The 19,277-nt window shown below is 46.1% G+C and carries 17 protein-coding genes; 11 read left to right on the plus strand and 6 right to left on the minus strand.

Features of this window, described 5'->3' with window-relative positions; all coding sequences use genetic code 11:
• The first annotated feature begins 63 nt into the window (after positions 1-63).
• The 3 genes from ABF87_RS00925 to ABF87_RS00935 all read left to right on the plus strand — a co-directional run bounded on the left by ABF87_RS00925 (position 64) and on the right by ABF87_RS00935 (position 2,966).
• Positions 64-1,191 carry a Re/Si-specific NAD(P)(+) transhydrogenase subunit alpha gene (locus ABF87_RS00925; protein WP_160827246.1) on the plus strand — a complete coding sequence of 376 codons (1,128 nt, stop codon included), beginning with the start codon at positions 64-66 and terminating at the stop codon, positions 1,189-1,191.
• Positions 1,192-1,277: 86 nt separating this feature from the next.
• On the plus strand, positions 1,278-1,586 hold the full coding sequence (locus ABF87_RS00930; protein WP_090717315.1) for an NAD(P) transhydrogenase subunit alpha: 309 nt from the start codon (positions 1,278-1,280) through the stop codon (positions 1,584-1,586).
• Positions 1,587-2,966 carry an NAD(P)(+) transhydrogenase (Re/Si-specific) subunit beta gene (locus ABF87_RS00935; protein WP_160827247.1) on the plus strand — a complete coding sequence of 460 codons (1,380 nt, stop codon included), beginning with the start codon at positions 1,587-1,589 and terminating at the stop codon, positions 2,964-2,966.
• Positions 2,967-3,043: 77 nt separating this feature from the next.
• Here ABF87_RS00935 and ABF87_RS00940 read toward each other — a convergent pair whose 3' ends face one another.
• A complete protein-coding gene (locus ABF87_RS00940; protein ID WP_160827248.1) occupies positions 3,044-4,552 on the minus strand; it encodes an EAL domain-containing protein in 1,509 nt (502 codons plus the stop codon).
• A gap of 76 nt (positions 4,553-4,628) precedes the next feature.
• The gene (locus tag ABF87_RS00945; protein WP_240143452.1) at positions 4,629-5,597 is read right to left on the minus strand and encodes a phosphoglycerate mutase; all 969 of its coding nucleotides are present in this window, start codon (positions 5,595-5,597) and stop codon (positions 4,629-4,631) included.
• 398 nt (positions 5,598-5,995) lie between these two features.
• Here ABF87_RS00945 and icd point away from each other — a divergent pair, with 398 nt between their 5' ends.
• Positions 5,996-7,246 (plus strand): NADP-dependent isocitrate dehydrogenase, encoded by a 1,251-nt coding sequence (icd, locus tag ABF87_RS00950; protein ID WP_160827250.1) that lies wholly within the window; start codon positions 5,996-5,998, stop codon positions 7,244-7,246.
• Between the two features lie 143 nt (positions 7,247-7,389).
• Here the strand turns inward: icd and ABF87_RS00955 are convergent, their stop codons facing one another.
• Positions 7,390-7,593, minus strand: a complete 204-nt coding sequence (locus ABF87_RS00955) for a cold-shock protein (RefSeq protein WP_013964362.1) — start codon at positions 7,591-7,593, stop codon at positions 7,390-7,392.
• Between the two features lie 299 nt (positions 7,594-7,892).
• Between ABF87_RS00955 and clpS the strand changes: the two genes are divergently transcribed.
• The 5 genes from clpS (at position 7,893) to ribD (ending at position 13,757) form a co-directional block, all read left to right on the plus strand.
• On the plus strand, positions 7,893-8,207 hold the full coding sequence (gene clpS, locus ABF87_RS00960; RefSeq protein ID WP_160827251.1) for an ATP-dependent Clp protease adapter ClpS: 315 nt from the start codon (positions 7,893-7,895) through the stop codon (positions 8,205-8,207).
• A gap of 1 nt (position 8,208) precedes the next feature.
• Positions 8,209-10,464, plus strand: a complete 2,256-nt coding sequence (gene clpA / locus ABF87_RS00965) for an ATP-dependent Clp protease ATP-binding subunit ClpA (protein ID WP_160827252.1) — start codon at positions 8,209-8,211, stop codon at positions 10,462-10,464.
• A gap of 353 nt (positions 10,465-10,817) precedes the next feature.
• Positions 10,818-12,065 carry a serine hydroxymethyltransferase gene (gene glyA / locus ABF87_RS00970; RefSeq protein ID WP_160827253.1) on the plus strand — a complete coding sequence of 416 codons (1,248 nt, stop codon included), beginning with the start codon at positions 10,818-10,820 and terminating at the stop codon, positions 12,063-12,065.
• Positions 12,066-12,129: 64 nt separating this feature from the next.
• Positions 12,130-12,588: a transcriptional regulator NrdR gene (gene nrdR / locus ABF87_RS00975; protein ID WP_160827254.1), complete on the plus strand. Its 459-nt coding sequence runs from the start codon at positions 12,130-12,132 to the stop codon at positions 12,586-12,588.
• A gap of 107 nt (positions 12,589-12,695) precedes the next feature.
• Entirely contained in the window at positions 12,696-13,757 is a 1,062-nt protein-coding gene (gene ribD / locus ABF87_RS00980; RefSeq protein ID WP_345789858.1) for a bifunctional diaminohydroxyphosphoribosylaminopyrimidine deaminase/5-amino-6-(5-phosphoribosylamino)uracil reductase RibD, read from the plus strand.
• Between the two features lie 12 nt (positions 13,758-13,769).
• Here ribD and ABF87_RS00985 read toward each other — a convergent pair whose 3' ends face one another.
• Entirely contained in the window at positions 13,770-14,330 is a 561-nt protein-coding gene (locus ABF87_RS00985; protein ID WP_160827256.1) for a response regulator transcription factor, read from the minus strand.
• Between the two features lie 4 nt (positions 14,331-14,334).
• Positions 14,335-15,594 (minus strand): ATP-binding protein, encoded by a 1,260-nt coding sequence (locus ABF87_RS00990; RefSeq protein WP_160827257.1) that lies wholly within the window; start codon positions 15,592-15,594, stop codon positions 14,335-14,337.
• A gap of 319 nt (positions 15,595-15,913) precedes the next feature.
• On the opposite strand from ABF87_RS00990, the gene ABF87_RS00995 reads away from it, so the two are divergent.
• Together ABF87_RS00995 and ispH are read left to right on the plus strand one after the other, a co-directional pair.
• Positions 15,914-17,035, plus strand: a complete 1,122-nt coding sequence (locus tag ABF87_RS00995) for a 3-deoxy-7-phosphoheptulonate synthase (RefSeq protein ID WP_160827258.1) — start codon at positions 15,914-15,916, stop codon at positions 17,033-17,035.
• Positions 17,036-17,131: 96 nt separating this feature from the next.
• Positions 17,132-18,076 (plus strand): 4-hydroxy-3-methylbut-2-enyl diphosphate reductase, encoded by a 945-nt coding sequence (gene ispH, locus ABF87_RS01000; protein ID WP_160827259.1) that lies wholly within the window; start codon positions 17,132-17,134, stop codon positions 18,074-18,076.
• On the opposite strand, the gene thiO is transcribed toward ispH, so the two are convergent.
• Complete coding sequence (thiO, locus tag ABF87_RS01005; RefSeq protein ID WP_160827260.1) at positions 18,066-19,169, minus strand: glycine oxidase ThiO; 1,104 nt, start codon at positions 19,167-19,169, stop codon at positions 18,066-18,068. The genes ispH and thiO overlap by 11 nt on opposite strands.
• Positions 19,170-19,277 lie beyond the last annotated feature (108 nt).

Consider the following 19,277-nt stretch of genomic DNA (forward strand, 5'->3'; position numbering starts at 1 on the left):
CATTTAAAGAATTAAGCGCAATTCTGCTGTTTATAAGCAGATTGATAAAAAGGGAGATCATCAATGCATATAGGCATACCCGCGGAGATTCGTGCGGGAGAAACGCGTGTAGCAGTTACACCGGAAACCGTCAAAAAATTTACTGCCAAAGGACTACATAAGGTATCTGTGCAATCAGGCGCAGGTGCTGGCGCGAGTATTCCTGATTCGGCCTATCAGGAAGCAGGTGCAACGCTAGTCACTGACGTGGCTGAGTTGTACGCACAATCTGAAATCGTGCTGAAGGTGAGAGGCCCAGAAGCTGCTGAATTGGCAATGATGCGGAAAAATGCCGTGTTAATCGGCCTGTTGTCACCTCATCAGAAAGAAGGCATTCAAGCGTTGGCACAGCATGGGGTGACTGCATTTTCAATGGAAAAATTACCGCGCATATCTCGAGCGCAGAGTATGGATGTGTTGTCGTCTCAGGCGAATATTGCGGGTTACAAGGCTGTCATTCTGGCAGCCGATGTCTATCAACGATTCTTCCCCATGCTGATGACCGCTGCGGGTACGGTAAAGGCGGCGCGCGTTTTAGTGCTGGGTGCAGGGGTTGCCGGGTTGCAGGCCATTGCAACAGCAAAGCGGCTGGGTGCGGTAGTGGAAGCATTTGATGTACGGCCTGTTGCCAAGGAACAGGTGGAAAGTTTGGGTGCGAAATTTGTTGAAGTACCCCTCAGTGACGAAGAAAAGGCGAAAGCTGAAACGGCTGGTGGTTATGCGACCGAGATGTCGGAAGATTACAAACGCCGTCAAGGAGAACTGGTGCATGAGCGTGCGATTGCAGCGGATATCATTATTACTACCGCATTAATTCCAGGACGTCCGGCTCCCGTGTTGATTAAAGAGGAAACTGTCCAAGCCATGAAGCCGGGTTCAGTGATCGTCGATATGGCGGTCGAAGCAGGCGGCAATTGTCCATTGTCAGAATTAAATAAAACTGTTGTGAAACATGGCGTGCATTTGATTGGCATTGCTAATATCCCAGGATTGGTGGCAGCGGATTCCAGTACATTGTATGCTCGGAACTTACTGAACTTCATAAATTTGATGCTTGATCCGACCAGCGGCGAGCTTAAAGTGAATCGTGATGATGAGATTATTGCGGGAACGTTGGTGTGTATGAACGGAGAGCTGATTACCCAGCCGTAACAAGCCATTCAGGCGAACAACAATCGCCATTCTATTCAATCAGGTTTTGACCGTACAGTTAACGAACGAATTTAAAAGGAGTCATCATGATTGGTGAAATCGATCCGGTTATCATTAATTTAACAGTTTTCGTGTTAGCCATTTTTGTGGGTTACCACGTGGTATGGAATGTAACGCCGGCTTTACATACTCCGCTTATGTCGGTGACCAATGCAATTTCCGGAATTATTTTGGTGGGTGCGATGCTAGCGGCAGGGCCAGCCGAGACTGATTGGGGGGTCTGGTTAGGGGCTGCAGCGGTTACTTTGGCCGCAATTAATGTGTTTGGCGGATTTCTGGTGAGTCAACGGATGCTGGAAATGTTCAAGAAAAAAGAAAAAAAAGGAAACGCGTAAATGTCAGCAAATATTGTAGCACTTGCGTATTTAGTGGCTTCAGTATTTTTTATACTGGCGCTGAAAGGTCTCAGCTCACCTGAATCTGCTCGCCGTGGAAATCTGTTTGGCATGGTTGGGATGGTGATTGCGGTTGCCACGACCTTAACGCTTACCCAGAACTGGCCTTTGATTCTTGGATGCATCGCAGTGGGTGGTGTGATCGGAGCCATTGTGGCGCAGCGCGTGCAAATGACTGCAATGCCTGAACTGGTTGCATTCATGCATTCTCTGGTTGGTCTGGCGGCTGTGTTCATTGCGATTGCAGCGGTAAATAATCCGGTTTCTTTCGGGTTGCCTGAAATTCTTCCTACCGGAAGCAAGCTTGAGCTGTTTCTGGGTACTTTCATTGGTGCGATGACATGGTCGGGTTCTGTCATTGCATTCCTGAAATTATCCGGACGCATGAGCGGAACGCCGATCGTGTTTACTGGCCAGCATATGATCAATTTGTTGATGGCACTCGCAATGGTCGGATTCGGTTTATGGTTTTTCTTTAGCGAAACCACGAACTGGACTGCTTTTATTGCCATGACCGCGATTGCCTTCATTTTAGGATTCCTGATCATCATTCCGATTGGTGGGGCTGATATGCCGGTCGTCATATCAATGTTGAATTCGTATTCGGGTTGGGCGGCAGCCGGTATCGGTTTTTCCCTTGGCAATCCGATGCTGATCATTGCCGGATCATTGGTCGGCAGCTCCGGTGCAATTCTCTCTTACATCATGTGCAAGGCGATGAATCGGCCGTTCTTGTCAGTGATTCTTGGAGGGTTTGGTAGTGACGGCGGAACTGCGGTGGCAGATAGCGGAGAACAAAAGACCTATCGTAGCGGTAGCGCAGAAGATGCTGCTTTCCTGATGGGAAATGCCGATAGCGTCATTATCGTTCCTGGCTATGGATTGGCTGTCGCCAGGGCTCAGCATGCTGTCAAGGAGTTGGCTGAATTGTTGCATGAAAAGGGAGTGAATGTGCGTTTTGCGATACATCCCGTAGCAGGCCGTATGCCTGGGCATATGAACGTGTTGCTGGCCGAAGCGGAAATTCCCTATGAGCAAGTTCAGGAAATGGAAGAGATCAATAGCGATTTTTCGAACACTGATGTGGTTCTGGTATTGGGTGCCAATGATGTGGTTAATCCTGCCGCCAATGTGCCGGGCAGCCCCATCTATGGCATGCCGATTCTCGATGCGTACAAGGCGCGCACCGTAATGGTAGTCAAACGCAGTATGGCTGTGGGGTATGCAGGTCTTGACAATGATTTGTTCTATATGGATAAAACCATGATGATATTCGGAGATGCGAAGAAAGTGGTGGAGCATATGGTTAAGGCGCTTTGATGGGCTTCAAGCAAAAATAGCAAGATTGAAAAAAAGGCAGTGTTCACACTGCCTTTTGTTTTTGTGTTTCAATATTTTTAGGCTTCCAAATCTCTAAATGGATGGGCTTTCGCAATACCGAAGCCCTGCGCATAATCAATTCCAATCTCCTGCAATTTCATCACGATGTCGTCGGTTTCCACGAGTTCGGCAATGGTCTTGATTGCCGATTTTTGAGCAAGCCTGTGAATTGAAATTACTTTGTCCAAATCTTCTTGGTCGCGAAGAATATTGCAAATCAGGCTGCCATCAATTTTTAAGTAATCGATCTTTATTTTGTCGAGCAGTGCTACAGAGCTGGGATCGTTACTAAAACTGCATAACGACAGCAGACAGCCAAGATCATGAATTTTATTCGAGAAAACGATCATATCTGCAGCGCTAGCTTCTGCATCCGCTACTTCAATCTCGAAGCAAAGGTTTGTCGCGGTCACGTTCATGTTCTTGAGTTGCTCCTGAATAAATTCAGGGAAAGCGCGATCACTGAGGGTGTCCTTCGCGACGTTCAAGCAGAAGACCGATTGGTTTTCCGGATGAATCGATAGCCAGGTAACGATATGATTGACGATCCATCGATCGAGTTGAGGCATCAGATTGAATTGATCCACAAAAGGCAAGAATGAGCCAGGCGGCATCAAATTATTGTCTTCTTCATTCATGCGAATCAAAATTTCATAATGCGATGCCGCAGATGAACTAGGTTTGATGGGGCTGATGTGCTGATAGTAGAGATTGAATTCTCCGCCTTCGATGGCTTGAGCAATGCGCGCGGCTGTTGTAGTGGCTTTTGGTGAAACTGGGTGAACGGCAGGTTGCATGGGTGCATGATGGGGAGCGGGTATTTCAACGATGGTTTTTGGTTTTGATCCAGATGAATGTTCCGCTTTATTCTTCAGTGATGCGCGATTTTTTTCTTGAGTGCGGGGAGTATGAATCGTATAGAAACCGATTGCTTTTCCTTTGTTATTCAGATGCGGAACATATTGCTCAGTAAAAATATAAGGAAAACCCTTGGTTGATTTCAGAACCCGTTCATTATGGATGGTTTTTCCTGCAAGAATATCTGCAGCACACTGTTTGATGTCTGTAAAAAATTCTTCACTGGAGAATTCCGTCAATAGCCGCTCGTCAATTTGATCGGGTTTTAATCCGAACCATTTACGGAAAATTCGATTGTGATACCGGCAACGAAGATCGGTATTGAAGTAAGCCAGCATGACGGGAATGTTCTCATCAATAAATAATGATTTTATTTTGCTTTCTGAAGCCGATTTTTCAGCCCATAGGCGATGCTTGATTTCATTCGTCAACCGCTCTTTGACGATGAGTGATTGGTTTATCTGGTTCTGGAGGTTTTTTTCTGTGCGAATTTGCTGAATAAGGACGGCAATTTGGGCAAGAATCAAGCAAGCCCATAATACTGCCGACCAATGCAGAGCAAGTTCACTGAAGAAAAAAACATTGATGATGAGCGCAATAGTTAGCGTCAAAGCAACGCAAGCAGCGAGGTAAGACTTGACACTATGAGAAAGCGAAGTTTTAGGCATAACTATTCCTTATTCTTACTCGTTGTGAGTTTGACCGATGCTCCTGTAATGCTACCGACGATCAAATCGTAATACTTTAATTTGCATCATGTTTTACTATATAAGAAGAAAGAGGTCGTGTCATTAGCCAGAATTTCCATACATTTGAGCGCATAATTTCGAATTCCAACAGCGAATGTTCATTAACGGCAACGAGCGTTATTCGATTAATTCTGCCAGCTTTCAATGCTTGATATAACGGGAAAAACCAATCGTTTTGCATCCTTTTTAGAATTTCTCGCCATTCGTAAGCATTTCGGTACTTGGCATGGACTGATAAATTGTCCAATATTACAAGAGGAGTGCCGGATAATTGATTGTCTGATAACCACTCATTTGCATTGATAGGTAGTTTCGAATAGGGAGTGTGACTGGCTGATGCCAACGCACGAGCAAAGTCATCATCGCTCCAGATATGCGAATATTGGGAATGCATAGAATCCGGCATTATTCCTCCTCCCCAGAACCATACGCTATTGATGGGCAATTCCCCATGAGATTCCCGTTGTTGATTGATGGGATGTTCATGAAGCAGCATCTGCGTTTCATTGAAAATTTTATGCCAGAAGATACTTTCGCTACCAGTTGGTAAAAAATCATTGATATTTCTGCAAGTTACCTGTCCGAGCGAGTAGGTTTGCATCTGGGGTGAGTGAGGTAAGCGGATGTACCAATGATCGTTACGCAAAGGAAGAAGAGAAAAGTCATAGTGGCGCCCCACATCCTGGTTGAAGCTTTGCGTAATTTGCTGTGCTTCTTCTGGGGATATTTTGAAAGCCTGGCTATCAGCCAACATGATGTGGTTTTGTTCGATACGCAAATGCACAGGATCAGCCCGCATCCAAAAATCGTTATGGGTAATTAAGCTGCTATTATCTGCATGGAGCATGATGGGGGCGATGGGCCAATTATGCTGCTTTGCGATATTAAATGCGCTGCATAACCAGGCGTCTATTTCCTGCGCTGGATGTCGGCGAAGCGCACCTTTTGATAATAATTTTTCCAATGATGACAGAGGCAAATCCTCATAGATTTGAGGTTGGGTAGTATCTGGCCAGAATAAACTGGGAATCAAGAGTGTGAGATGCATCGCGATGCTGAAGATCCTTGTGAGTTAATTGATCTGAGTTGCTGAATGTAAAAATGATTGGTCAAAATGTTTCATGATCATTCTAATGCAAGGCATCAATCAGTTGGTCGCTTATCATAGTAAGACATCCGCTTTGTACGTATAATCAACGACTGCTATGGTTGCGTTGTTACTCTATGCAAAGAATAATTCTTTTAGGCGGAAGGCGCGTCTTGAAGGAACGTGATTCATCAGTACGGGACTCGTCTGATTTTACAGAATTGATGAGCGAGCGGTTTGTAAGTTGTATTTGATATTCCAGTGTTGGAGATACTATGTATCAGCATATAAAAGTACCTGCGGAAGGTAAGAAAATTGAGGTTGACCGTAATAATTCACTCAATGTACCGGATAATCCCATTATTCCCTTCATTGAAGGAGATGGCATCGGTGTTGATATCACACCGGTGATGCGCAAAGTGGTCGACGCGGCAGTTGAAAAAGCATATTCCGGTCGGCGCAAGATTTCCTGGATGGAAATCTATGCGGGTGAGAAATCAACTCGGGTTTATGGAGCTGATGTATGGCTGCCTGCGGAAACATTGGCGGCTGCTAGGGAGTTCGTGGTGTCTATTAAAGGTCCTTTAACCACGCCGATCGGTGGGGGTATCCGTTCGATCAATGTCGCACTTCGGCAGCAGCTTGATTTATATATTTGTTTGCGGCCAGTGCGTTACTTCAATGGCGTCCCGAGTCCGGTCAAGTTTCCGGAAAAGACCGATATGGTGATTTTTCGTGAAAATTCTGAGGATATTTACGCAGGTATCGAGTGGGAAGCTGAGTCAGATCAGGCGAAGAAAGTCATTGATTTTCTTATCAAAGACATGGGAGTGAGCTCGATTCGTTTTCCGGAGACCTCAGGTATAGGCATAAAACCCGTTTCAAGAGAAGGAACTGAACGATTCGTTAGAAAAGCCATTCAATATGCCATTGATAATCAGCGTAAATCAGTTACCTTGGTACATAAAGGTAACATCATGAAATTTACTGAAGGTGCATTCAAAAAGTGGGGTTATGCCTTGGCTGCCAGAGAGTTTAATGCGGAGTTACTGGATGGCGGACCGTGGATGAAATTGCCATCCGATAAAGGGGGCATCGTTATCAAGGATGTGATTGCTGATGCGTTTCTACAGCAAATTTTATTGCGACCGGAAGAATATGATGTGGTAGCCACGTTGAATTTAAATGGAGATTATATTTCGGATGCGCTGGCAGCGCAGGTTGGTGGTATAGGGATTGCGCCCGGAGCTAATTTGAGCGATTCAGTTGCAATCTTTGAAGCAACCCATGGTACTGCGCCTAAATATGCGGGTAAAGATCAGGTGAACCCTGGGTCAATTATTTTGTCTGCAGAAATGATGCTGCGGCATATCGGTTGGTCAGAAGCAGCGGATATGCTCATTACGGCCATGGAAAAAACTATTCGAGATAAGTTGGTTACGTATGATTTTGCGCGCCAGATGGAAAATGCTAGACAAGTGAGCTGTTCCGCTTTCGGTGAGGCAATGATTGTGCGATTGGATTGAAAGTAGGAAAAAGCAGTTCTTAAAATAGAATCCCCTTGCCATAGAGAGTATATGGCAAGGGGAGAAACTGCTATCTGCTGTGTATCTTTATGATCTTACTGTAATAAAAGTCTACGCCAGTTTTCTTATTGTTGAACGAACAGTTAAGCGGACTGAATATTAGAGGCTTGTTTCCCTTTCGGGCCTTGAGTGACATCGAAGCTCACTTTTTGACCTTCCTTGAGGGTTTTAAAACCGGACATATTGATGGCTGAAAAGTGTGCAAACAAATCTTCGCTTCCATCATCAGGAGTAATAAAACCAAAACCTTTAGAATCATTGAACCATTTTACTGTACCTGTTGCCATTTCTACTTCCTATATAAAAACTGGGCCGGAAACCCTAATACTATTTGAATTTCAAGACCATAGACGGACATAATTGATACCGCAGAGAACTTGAAGCCAAACGCCACGTATCGTTTTACGCAAATCCGGGGTTAAAGTCAAGCGGTTACAGTACATTTGTCGTTCTCGATCAGCAATTATTTTAAGATACTTGAAAATTTTGTCGTAATCATCAAATATGTGAGAAGTGAACTACTTTATACTAATGATTGAGAATGAGCACGGGAGATAGTGTTTGAAGAAAGTAAGGAAATAATGTCATGTCGGATAATGATTCAGAAGTCACTATTCTGAAGAAAAAACAGGAGAAATCCAAAGATGATTCTCCACCAATGTATAAAATTTTATTATTAAACGACGACTTCACTCCGATGGAGTTTGTAATTGATGTGCTAAAAATATTTTTCCATATGAATCAGGAACAAGCAACAAAGATCATGTTAAAAGTCCATACGGAGGGTGTCGGCGTGTGTGGTGTATACACAAGTGATATTGCAAGTACCAAAGTTAATCAGGTTGTTGAATTTGCTAGGAAGAATCAGCACCCGCTACAGTGTGTGATGGAGGAAAATTAAGATGATTGCTCCGGATTTAGAAGTCAGTCTGCATATGGCTTTTGTAGAATCAAGGCAGAAACGCTATGAATTCATTACTGTCGAGCATTTGCTGCTGGCGATGCTGGATAACGCAAGTGCAGCAGAAGTGCTCACTGCTTGTCTCGTCGATATTGAAGATCTGCGATCAGTATTGATGGATCACATCGCGCGCCATACCCCTGTCATTAATGGTACTGAAGAAGTGGATACACAGCCTACATTAGGTTTTCAGCGCGTCATTCAGCGGGCCATTCTGCACGTGCAGTCATCCGGCAAGAAGGAAGTCACAGGAGCGAATGTTCTGGTATCGATATTTGGCGAGAAAGACTCGCATGCCGTCTATTTTCTGCATCAAAGAGGCGTGACACGATTGGATGTGGTCAATTATATTTCACATCATATCCGTAAAGCATCGCATGATAATGAAGCCAAAACTGGAAATGAAGTGGATGGAGAGCATGAATCCAATTCTGGAGGTATGCTAGAAAACTATACTGTAAATCTCAACCATCTTGCGTTGATTAATAAGATTGATCCACTTGTTGGGCGTGAAAAAGAAATTGAACGGGTGATACAAACTCTCTGTCGGCGCCGCAAGAATAATCCGCTGCTGGTCGGCGAAGCGGGGGTCGGAAAAACTGCAATTGCAGAAGGCTTGGCCAAGCGTATCGTTGAAAAAGATGTGCCGGATTTACTTTTGAAACATCAAATTTATGCACTCGATATGGGCGCTTTATTGGCTGGAACAAAATATCGCGGTGATTTTGAGCAACGCTTGAAAACATTGCTCAAGCAACTGACCGATAATCCTGCAGCCATTCTGTTTATTGATGAGATTCATACCCTGATTGGTGCGGGTGCTGCATCGGGTGGCGTGCTGGATGCATCGAATCTCCTGAAGCCCATATTAAGTTCCGGACAATTACGGTGTATCGGTGCGACTACCTATAATGAATATCGCGGTATCTTCGAGAAAGACCATGCCCTATCAAGACGCTTTCAGCAAATTGAAGTGAATGAACCCAGTGTGGATGAAACGGTGGCGATATTGCGCGGCCTGAAATCCCGCTATGAACAACATCATAAAGTCAAATACACTTCCGGTGCTTTGATTTCCGCTGCGGAACTATCTGAACGGTATATCAATGACCGCCACTTGCCGGATAAAGCCATTGATGTCTTGGATGAAGCGGGGGCTGCTCAGCGAATTCTGCCGAAATCCAAAAAACGTAAAATCATTGGCAGAGGTGAAATTGAAAATGTGGTAGCTAAAATTGCGCGAATTCCTCCGCAGAATATTTCTACCAATGATCGTAACAAGCTAAAAACGCTCGGACGCGATATGAAAACTATAGTGTTCGGACAGGATAATGCGATCGATGCTTTGACAGCAGCCATCAAAATGGCAAGAAGTGGGCTCGGTAATCCACAAAAGCCAGTCGGTTCATTTCTTTTCTCGGGTCCGACCGGTGTGGGAAAAACCGAAGTTGCAAGACAGCTTGCCTATGCATTGAACATTCATTTGCACCGCTTTGACATGTCAGAATACATGGAACGCCACGCAATATCCCGACTGATAGGCGCGCCACCCGGTTATGTGGGTTATGATCAGGGTGGATTGCTGACTGAAACGGTGATCAAACATCCATATGCAGTTCTGTTGCTGGATGAAATTGAGAAAGCGCATACCGACATTTTCAATATCTTGTTACAAGTCATGGACTATGGAACACTGACCGATAACAATGGGCGCAAAGCAGATTTCCGCAACATCATCATCATCATGACCACAAATGCTGGCGCAGATTCTCTAACGAAAGCGTCAATTGGATTTACTCAATCGAAATCCGTCGGAGATGAACTCGTCGATATTAAAAAATTGTTTACACCTGAATTTCGGAATCGGCTTGATGCCATCATTTCTTTTGCGCCGTTGAATGAAGAAATTATTATGCGGGTAACTGATAAGTTTCTGATTCAGCTTGAAACGCAATTGCATGAGAAAAAAGTGGAAGCTACCTTTACCGAAAAATTGCGGAAATATCTTGCCAAACATGGTTTTGATCCGCTGATGGGCGCGCGGCCGATGGAGCGGCTCATTCAGGACACCATACGCAGTGCGTTGGCGGATGAATTGCTTTTCGGGCGACTCGTGAACGGCGGTAAGGTAACGGTGGATATTGATGAGAATGGAAAAGCGGTGCTTTTGTTTGAACAAGAAACGGCAATTGTTTAATCCATTCTGATCGACACGTGTGTGCTATCTTTTCATAAGAGATCTGGAAAATCGGCGACTTTTTGATTTCTTCTGACTTTTGAGAAAGAAGACAGTCATCACAATCGGGTGAGTAAGAATGACTGAATGAAATGCCGCTGTCTGCAGGTCTGTTGTCCGCGATTATTTCTCCTTATTGCGAAAGATGGGTCAACACTTCTAAGAAAGTGATTGTCAGTCAGGACGATTGCGCTTTCCTTTAATATTCTCTGCTTTTCTTTTTTCATTCACTGTCTTGTGATCAGCGAATTGTGTTTTTGCGGTAATATACGTATTTTGCTGGTTTCTAAAAATTTCAAAGGATTGGTATCACCATGTTTTCGCAGAAACACACTATAGAAAATGTCGACCCAGATTTATGGCAAGCGCTGAAAGGCGAAATGCAACGTCAGGAAGAATATATCGAACTCATCGCTTCTGAAAATTATGCAAGTCCTGCGGTCATGCAGGCTCAGGGCTCCGTGTTGACCAATAAATATGCTGAAGGCTACCCCAACAAACGCTATTACGGCGGCTGTATGTATGCCGATCAGGTGGAGCAATTAGCGATTGATCGGTTGAAAGCATTATTCGGTGCCGAATATGTCAATGTACAACCGCATTCGGGTTCGCAAGCCAACGCAGCCGTTTATCTTTCTGCATTAAAACCGGGCGATACTCTGCTGGGCATGTCCTTGGCGCATGGTGGGCATTTGACGCATGGCTCAAGCGTGAGTATGAGCGGTAAAATTTTTCATTCGATTTCTTATGGCCTGCACCCGGAAACGGAACTGCTCGATTATGATGAAGTTGAACGGCTAGCTCATGAGCATAAGCCTAAAATGATTGTCGCCGGTGCTTCATCGTATGCGCGAGTCATAGACTGGAAACGCTTCAGAAAAATTGCCGATGCCGTCGGTGCGTATTTATTTGTCGATATGGCGCACTATGCAGGTTTGGTAGCAGCGGGTTTTTATCCGAATCCGGTGGGAATCGCTGATTTTGTGACAAGTACCACGCATAAAACATTGAGAGGACCTCGCGGCGGCATCATCATGGCCAAGCCGGAGTATGAGAAAACGCTGAATTCCGCGATTTTTCCGCAGACTCAAGGCGGTCCCTTGATGCATGTGATTGCAGCCAAGGCTGTCGCGTTTAAAGAAGCAGCCACTTCAGAATTCAAGAATTACCAGGAGCAGGTGATCGAGAATGCACGCGTGATGGCAAAGGTGCTGACCAATCGTGGCTTGCGAATCGTATCCGGTCAAACGGACTGTCATATGTTTCTGGTCGATTTGCGCGCGATGAACTTGACCGGTAAACAGGCCGAAGAATCGCTTGAACACGCGCATATTACCGTTAATAAAAACGCCATTCCCAATGACCCTCAGAAACCATTTGTGACCAGTGGCATTCGCGTTGGGTCGCCGGCGATCACCACGAGAGGTTTTAAGGAATTGGAAGCAGAACAGTTGGCGAATTTGATAGCTGATGTGCTTGCTGCACCAGAAGATTCTGCCTTGCTGTCGCGCGTGGCAACGGAAGCGAAACAATTATGTGCGAAATTTCCAGTATATGCATAATTTCACTCATTTCGGGGCAGATTTCTAGGTTCTGTCCTGAGGATAAGTATTGGGGTGATGTGGTATGAAATGCCCTTTCTGCTTTGCCGATGATACTAGTGTAATCGATTCTCGCGTTAGCGAGGATGGTCAGAAGATACGCCGCAGGCGGCGCTGCCAGTCCTGTGATAAACGATTTACCACGTATGAAACTGTTGAGCTACGATTGCCTCAAGTGGTGAAACATGATGGCAGTCGGACCGAGTTCGACCGCAATAAATTACTGACGGGATTCAAACGGGCGCTTCATAAGCGCCCAGTTCCTACCAGTTATGTCGATGCGGCGATTGATCGCATTATGCAAAAATTCTTAAGTATGGGCGAACGCGAAGTATCATCGCGCAGCATTGGGGAATGTGTCATGGAAGAACTCTATAAACTTGATCAGGTGGCTTATATACGCTTTGCATCGGTTTATAAAAGTTTCCAAGATGTGGATGATTTCCGTGACGCAATCAGAGAAGTGCAGAATCCGCCCGAATAAATCTACGTTGCAATTCGACATCCACCTGTTGGATTTGGATATGCGCCGGACTCGATCAACGCTTTCAAATAATTCCTGACATGTTTTCCGCCGCTGATTATGCTTTCATGTCACGCGCATTGCAATTAGCCGAGATAGGACTTTACAGCACCACACCGAATCCCAGGGTAGGCTGCGTAATCACTCGAGGAGAGCAGATTATCGGCAGCGGTTGGCATGAGCGCGCCGGTCAGCCTCATGCGGAAGTCATTGCTTTGCGAGCGGCTGGGGCAGCGGCAAGAGGAGCTGTTGCTTATGTAACGCTTGAGCCATGCGGTCATTTCGGGCGTACACCGCCTTGTGCCCATGCATTGGTGGATGCTGGCATTGCTCGAGTGGTCGTGGCGATGGAGGATCCTAACCCCCTAGTATCGGGCCGTGGTTGTATATTGTTGAAGCAGGCGGGGATCGCCGTGCAGACGGGCTTGCTACAGGCCGAAGCGCAAGCACTCAATCTCGGTTTTATTTCTCGCATGGTTCATAAAAAGCCATGGGTCAGGATAAAAATCGCTGCGAGCCTGGATGGGAAAACTGCGCTGAAGAACGGGCTTAGCCAATGGATTACGAGCGAAGCGGCGCGGCATGATGCGCATCGGTGGCGCGCGCGCTCCTGTGCAATATTAACGGGGATCGGGACGGTTAGACTGGATGATCCCGAACTGTCGGTGCGTTTCGTTGAAACATCTCGTCAGCCCAAAAAAATCGTGGTGGATCGCCATCTACAAATTCCATTGAATGCTAAGTTATTTCGCGGTGAGCAGGTGCTCATTTTTACGGCTGATGAGGCAAACGAGGAGAAAAAAAAATTGTTGGCAGAAATCGGAGCACAGGTGATCGTTTTGCCTGATGCCGAAGGCCGGGTGGATTTGGAAAGAATGATGACTCTTTTAGCTACTGAGTTTGCGATGAATGAAATATTAGTGGAAGCGGGCAGTGGTTTGAGCGGTGCTTTGGTCAATGCGGAGTTAGTGGATGAAATGATCCTTTATCTTGCCCCTCATTTGATGGGCGATGATGCGCAAGGGATGATGAAATGGCCAGAATTGATGAATCTTGAGGATAAGAAGCAGCTTAAAATTGAGGATTTCCGTATGGTAGGTCAGGATATGCGCGTAATTGCCAAGCTATAGTGTCGCAAGCAGTTATTCGCGATGAGGCCGCTTGGCGAGTTTCCGTTGCAAGGTGCGCCGGTGCATATTCAAAATTCTCGCCGTGACCGAGATGTTATTATCATTTTCGGTAAGAATCCGTTGAATATATTCCCACTCCAGACGACCCACCGACAGCGGATTGGCGCTGATAGGAATATCCGGTTCTCCTGAGGTTCGCTCAAAAGCAGCCATAATTTCGTCGGCATCAACGGGTTTTGCTAGATAGTGGGTGGCGCCCAGTTTAATGGCTTCGACTGCTGTAGCAATGCTGGCATAGCCCGTTAACATCACAATCCGTGTGCCTGGGTCGAGAATTTTTAATTTTTCGACCAACACCAAGCCGGATTCGGTAGATAATTTTAAATCGACGATGGCATATTCGGGTGCAGAAGTTTCCGCTAATGTAAGTGCGTCTTCGATAGTATGTGCACATACAACGCTAAAGCCCCGCTTGGTCATTGCCTTGGATAATACACCACAGAAAACGGAATCATCGTCGACAATCAGCAAGCTCGGTAATTCATTGTTTTCTATCAATGTTGCTTCAATCATGGCACTAGCCTATCAATGGTAGAATGACTTGAGTGCAAGCACCGCCTGTTTCGAGATTAAATAAACGCACGCTGCCTCCAAATCGCTCAATATTTGCATTAGCCAGAAATAATCCTATCCCAAATCCTTGTCCGGGTTTTTTGCTTGAGAAAAAAGCTTCTCCGACGCGTTGCATGGCTTCTGCGGATAATCCCTCACCGTCATCAATGATTTCGAGATGCAGGGTTTGGTTGTCCCAGTTACTTTTGATTTCAATGCATTTTGAGGACGCATCGGCGGCATTGTTAAGTAGATTGAGAATGGATTGGCTTAGCAATTGATTGTCCATGATGTTGGGGATAGGGAGGGTATCCGAGCTTTGATAGGTGAACCGCACTGACGGCCGTATCAATTTCCACTTATCAAGAATTTGGGCAAGGAATTCATCGACGGGAAGCTCGCTGCCATGCTCAGCTCTGTTTTGCCCCGCTTTGGCAAGCAATTGAGTAAGTGTCTGTTTGCAATGGCTGATCTGATCTCTGAGAATGCGAATATTATTTTGAAATTCGCTATCCTGAACATATTCCTGTTGTAACTCCCTGGTGACCACCGCCATGGTTGATAGCGGTGTACCCAGTTCGTGGGCTGCACCGGCTGCTAATGTTCCTAGCGCGATGATCTGTTCATTGCGTAAGGCATGTTCCCGGGCCTTGGCCAAATCCTGGTCCCGCTCTCGAATCGATGAGCTCATTTTTACCACGAACCACGCAATGATGACGGTACTCAACACAAATGCCAGCCACATGCCTGACACATGCAACGCAAACTCAATCAGATGATTGCTATGATCATGAGGTAGCGGCACGTAATTGAACAGTAACAGTGTATAGCATGCGATGGTGATGATTGCCATCACCCATGTGTAACGCCAAGGCAGTGTCGCGGCGGCAATCGTTAACGGCAACAGATAAAGAGAAATGAAGGGATTGGTGGAACCACCGCTAAAGTACAGCAAGCTGCTAAGGGCGAGCACATCGATCAGCAATTGCAAAAAGAATTCAATATGAGATACCGGCCATTTGCGGTATAACCGCATCCAGGTCAATAGATTGATGAAGGAAAGAACGGTAACGACCGTGATAAGCTCGGTCCACGGAATAACGATATCAATCGTCCAGTACGCTAAACTCAGTAGTGTACATTGAGCAACAATGGCAATATTCCTGAGCCAAAATAATCGCTGTAAATTTTTACTCAGCGGTGACTGACTAAGATCACTAAACATAATAACAAACGGCTTAAATTCGTAGCTAGCTAAACTTTAGAACAATAGCTGAAATTTCCGGCCGTGGCTATGCGACAAATTGTCTCAGGGTGAATTTACTCGCAGGAGGATAACCCATTTCCAATGTGAGCGGAATCGGGGATTCGGAATCGCTGTCGGATGCCGATTGAGCGCTTTTAAGTATTGATTTGAAAGTACGCGATGAATGCATCAATAGTGATTTCTTGTGAATCATAGTAACGGGCAGTTTTTTCGGTTAGAATCGTGAGCCGAGCTTTCTTATGTTGATGAATTAGCACTCTCTTTCAAAAAAATTCTTATGATTCTTATTCTTGTGCCTAATACCCGGCAGGATAGTCCGGAATATAAACAACTTCTAGCGCACCTGGCCAATTTCTCCGGCATATCAACGCGCGTGCATACTGAGGTGGGTGCAGAGCAGACTCTGACAGAAATTTACCTGATCGGTAATACCAAAGTATTATCGATTGAAGATGTCTGCCTGCTTCCCTGTGTCGATCGGGTGGTCAGAGTATCAGAGGAATACCGGATCTTAGGCCGGCATGAGAATGACGATCGCTCCTCTTATTTTGATTACAACGGCGTTCGTTTTGGGCAAGACACTTTGAATGTATTCGCAGGATTATGTGCTGTGGATACGATTGAACATGTTGAGATCATGATGAAAGCGCTACAGGATCATGGTCAAGTGTGTACGCGCATGGGAGCCTATAAACCACGAACCAGTCCGTACGCATTCCAGGGGCACGGCAAAACCTGCTTGCCATATGTGTTCGATCTCGCGGGAAAACATGGCATTAAGGTGATTGCGATGGAGATTACGCATGAATCTCACTTGGAGGAGATCCGCAATGCGCTGTATCAGACCGGCAATACCACGGGCGTCATGTTACAGATTGGAACAAGAAATACGCAGAATTTTGAATTGCTTAAAATCGTTGGCCGTCAACAGGATTTTCCAGTCCTGATCAAACGGGGGTTTGGCATTACGCTGGATGAGTCGCTGAATGCGGCGGAATATTTGGCTTCCGAAGGAAACCGTAAGGTCGTTTTTGGATTGCGCGGCATGAAAACCAATATGGCCGACCCTCATCGCAACTTTGTTGATTTTACGCATGTGCCTGTCGTCAAACGATTAACCCGCATGCCCGTCTGTATTGATCCCTCGCATTCTGTGGGTACGCGTGCTTCTTCACCGGATGGCATTCTGGATATCATGCATGCCACCGCGCAAGGTATCATCGCTGGAGCCAATATGGTGCTGGTCGACTTTCATCCCGCGCCCAGCAAAGCTTTGGTGGATGGGCCGCAAGCGCTGCTCATGAAGGAATTGCCGCGATTCCTGGAAGATATCCAGATTGCGCGGGAAGCCTATGAAAAACGCGTTGCGTTAGTCGAACGCTATCGAACAGAGGAATGATTCATCACCAGACAATGCGGTGACGGGAATCAATTATCTACAGAACGACCATTTACGAATTGCGCTAAGCAAAAGATAGTTATTGGAGAAAACACGATGATCAAAGTATTGCTTTCAAACCCTAGAGGTTTCTGCGCCGGTGTGGACCGCGCGATTGAAATTGTAGAACGAGCCCTGACGATGCACGGGGCGCCCATTTATGTACGCCATGAAGTCGTGCACAATCGTTTTGTCGTCGAGAATCTGGAAAAAAAAGGTGCGGTATTCGTTGAAAATCTGGATGAAGTACCGCAAGACAGCATTCTGATATTTAGTGCGCATGGGGTATCGCACGCAGTGCGCCGGGAAGCAGCCGACCGCAAATTGAAGGTTTTTGACGCAACTTGCCCGCTGGTCACCAAAGTTCATGTTGAAGTAGCCAAAATGCGCAAGGATGGTAAGGAGATCATCATGATCGGCCATCAAGGCCATCCTGAAGTTGAAGGGACGATGGGTCAAATCGAAGGCGACGATAAGGGAATGTATCTGGTGGAAACCGAACAGGATGTGGATGCTCTGAAAGTTAAGGATGAAACGAATCTGGCGTATGTCACACAGACCACGTTATCGGTCGATGATGCCGCACGGATCGTGGATGCACTCAAGCGACGCTTTCCCATGATCACGGGCCCTAAAAAGGATGATATTTGCTATGCAACGCAAAACCGCCAGGATGCGGTGAAGAAAATGGTGGATCAGTGCGATTTAGTGATTGTAGTCGGTTCGCCCAATAGCTCGAATTCGAATCGGTTATGTGAAGTCGCAAGAAACGCCAACGTGGAAGCTTATATGGTAGATCGTGCGGAACAGTTGCAGGAAGAATGGTTCATTGGAAAGAAAAACATTGGAATTACTGCGGGTGCTTCAGCGCCAGAAATTCTGGTACAGCAAGTCATCTCGCGCCTCAAACAGATTGGAGCCGAGCAAATCGGTGAAGATGTAACGATAGAAGAGCTGAGCGGTGTGGTTGAGTCAGTGGTGTTCCCATTGCCTAGGGCTTAAGAAAGTCCCGAAAAACTGCTGAATGACTCCCAACCTGGTAGGGGGCAATATCCAAGGGTTGTTTTGCTCCAGTAATTTCATTGACCAAAATTTTCGCACTGGCTGGCGCCATGGTGACACCATAGCGAAAATGGCCGGCGTTGATCAATACGTTAGTAATAATGGGATGCTTGCCAATGGTCGGCACATTGTCGATCGAAGCCGGACGCAACCCTGACCACTGCTGAATAATCGGCATAGTCCGCAAAGCGGGAAGAATAGGATAGGCTCGGGCTAATAAACACTCTCGCGCGGATACTGTCGTCCGTTTATCAAATCCAACATCTTCCAGCGTACTACCCACCAATAGATGACCGTCCCGGCGTGGTATGAGGTACACGCCATTCTGGACGAGGATTTTTGGTAACGGCGGCTGCTCAAACTTGAACAATAACATCTGTCCCTTGATCGGCCTGATATTCAGTTCGGGCGCGTGGTTCTTTAATATTTCCGGGCTCCAGGCACCGGCACAAATTACGAAGTGATCAGCAAAAAATTCTCCATACGATGAAATGCTCGATTGAGCCCGACGAGCCATAAACTTGACGTCAGTGACTGCGCAATGTTCGATGAGATTTCCCCCTAACTGCATGATCCGTTGTCGTAATGCCTGCAGCAATCGAGGGTTGCGAACCTGCGCGATATCCGGCAACAATAAACCCTCAACATTGATATTATTGCTTTCTAATGCCGGGGTTGCACAGCATTTAATTTTAACTTCCCGTCTCGAACACCACAGCAAGGCAGCCTTTTGATCAAAAGGTGGCAATATCAGCATCCCGGATACGTCATATTCGGGATCGATACCCGTCTCCTGATGCAGAACCGAGCACCAAGTGGGAAATAAGCTGGCGCTGTAACTGGTGAGCTGTGTGACCTCATCCGAATAATCCCAGGGACACAGCGGAGACAAAATACCACCTCCCGCCCACGAAGATTCCTGTCCGGCTGTATTGCGTTCCAGTATCGTGACTTTTGCACCCTGCAACAATAGTTGCTCTGCAGTCGCCAACCCAATGATTCCCGCACCAATGACGATGACATCCTGTTTCATGAAAACGATGATCTATTGCTTATTGTAAAAAATGATGAGTTAACTGGCAGGATGAATTGTAACCTATGAGAACGTTGATCTCTGATTTGATGGGCATTTGAAAGGTGA

The organism is Nitrosomonas sp. JL21, assembly GCF_009833095.1.
In the GTDB taxonomy this organism is placed as follows: Bacteria; Pseudomonadota; Gammaproteobacteria; order Burkholderiales; family Nitrosomonadaceae; genus Nitrosomonas.

Bases quoted from the DNA above. Each gene is read 5' to 3' on its own strand.
- icd (WP_160827250.1), top strand. From the start codon at position 5,996: ATGTATCAGCATATAAAAGTACCTGCGGAAGGTAAGAAAATTGAGGTT.
- ribD (WP_345789858.1), top strand. From the start codon at position 12,696: ATGTCACGCGCATTGCAATTAGCCGAGATAGGACTTTACAGCACCACA.
- ABF87_RS00995 (WP_160827258.1), top strand. From the start codon at position 15,914: ATGATTCTTATTCTTGTGCCTAATACCCGGCAGGATAGTCCGGAATAT.
- ABF87_RS00925 (WP_160827246.1), top strand. From the start codon at position 64: ATGCATATAGGCATACCCGCGGAGATTCGTGCGGGAGAAACGCGTGTA.
- clpS (WP_160827251.1), top strand. From the start codon at position 7,893: ATGTCGGATAATGATTCAGAAGTCACTATTCTGAAGAAAAAACAGGAG.
- ABF87_RS00935 (WP_160827247.1), top strand. From the start codon at position 1,587: ATGTCAGCAAATATTGTAGCACTTGCGTATTTAGTGGCTTCAGTATTT.
- ABF87_RS00985 (WP_160827256.1), bottom strand. From the start codon at position 14,330: ATGATTGAAGCAACATTGATAGAAAACAATGAATTACCGAGCTTGCTG.
- ABF87_RS00940 (WP_160827248.1), bottom strand. From the start codon at position 4,552: ATGCCTAAAACTTCGCTTTCTCATAGTGTCAAGTCTTACCTCGCTGCT.
- clpA (WP_160827252.1), top strand. From the start codon at position 8,209: ATGATTGCTCCGGATTTAGAAGTCAGTCTGCATATGGCTTTTGTAGAA.
- ABF87_RS00930 (WP_090717315.1), top strand. From the start codon at position 1,278: ATGATTGGTGAAATCGATCCGGTTATCATTAATTTAACAGTTTTCGTG.
- nrdR (WP_160827254.1), top strand. From the start codon at position 12,130: ATGAAATGCCCTTTCTGCTTTGCCGATGATACTAGTGTAATCGATTCT.
- glyA (WP_160827253.1), top strand. From the start codon at position 10,818: ATGTTTTCGCAGAAACACACTATAGAAAATGTCGACCCAGATTTATGG.
- ABF87_RS00955 (WP_013964362.1), bottom strand. From the start codon at position 7,593: ATGGCAACAGGTACAGTAAAATGGTTCAATGATTCTAAAGGTTTTGGT.
- ispH (WP_160827259.1), top strand. From the start codon at position 17,132: ATGATCAAAGTATTGCTTTCAAACCCTAGAGGTTTCTGCGCCGGTGTG.
- thiO (WP_160827260.1), bottom strand. From the start codon at position 19,169: ATGAAACAGGATGTCATCGTCATTGGTGCGGGAATCATTGGGTTGGCG.
- ABF87_RS00990 (WP_160827257.1), bottom strand. From the start codon at position 15,594: ATGTTTAGTGATCTTAGTCAGTCACCGCTGAGTAAAAATTTACAGCGA.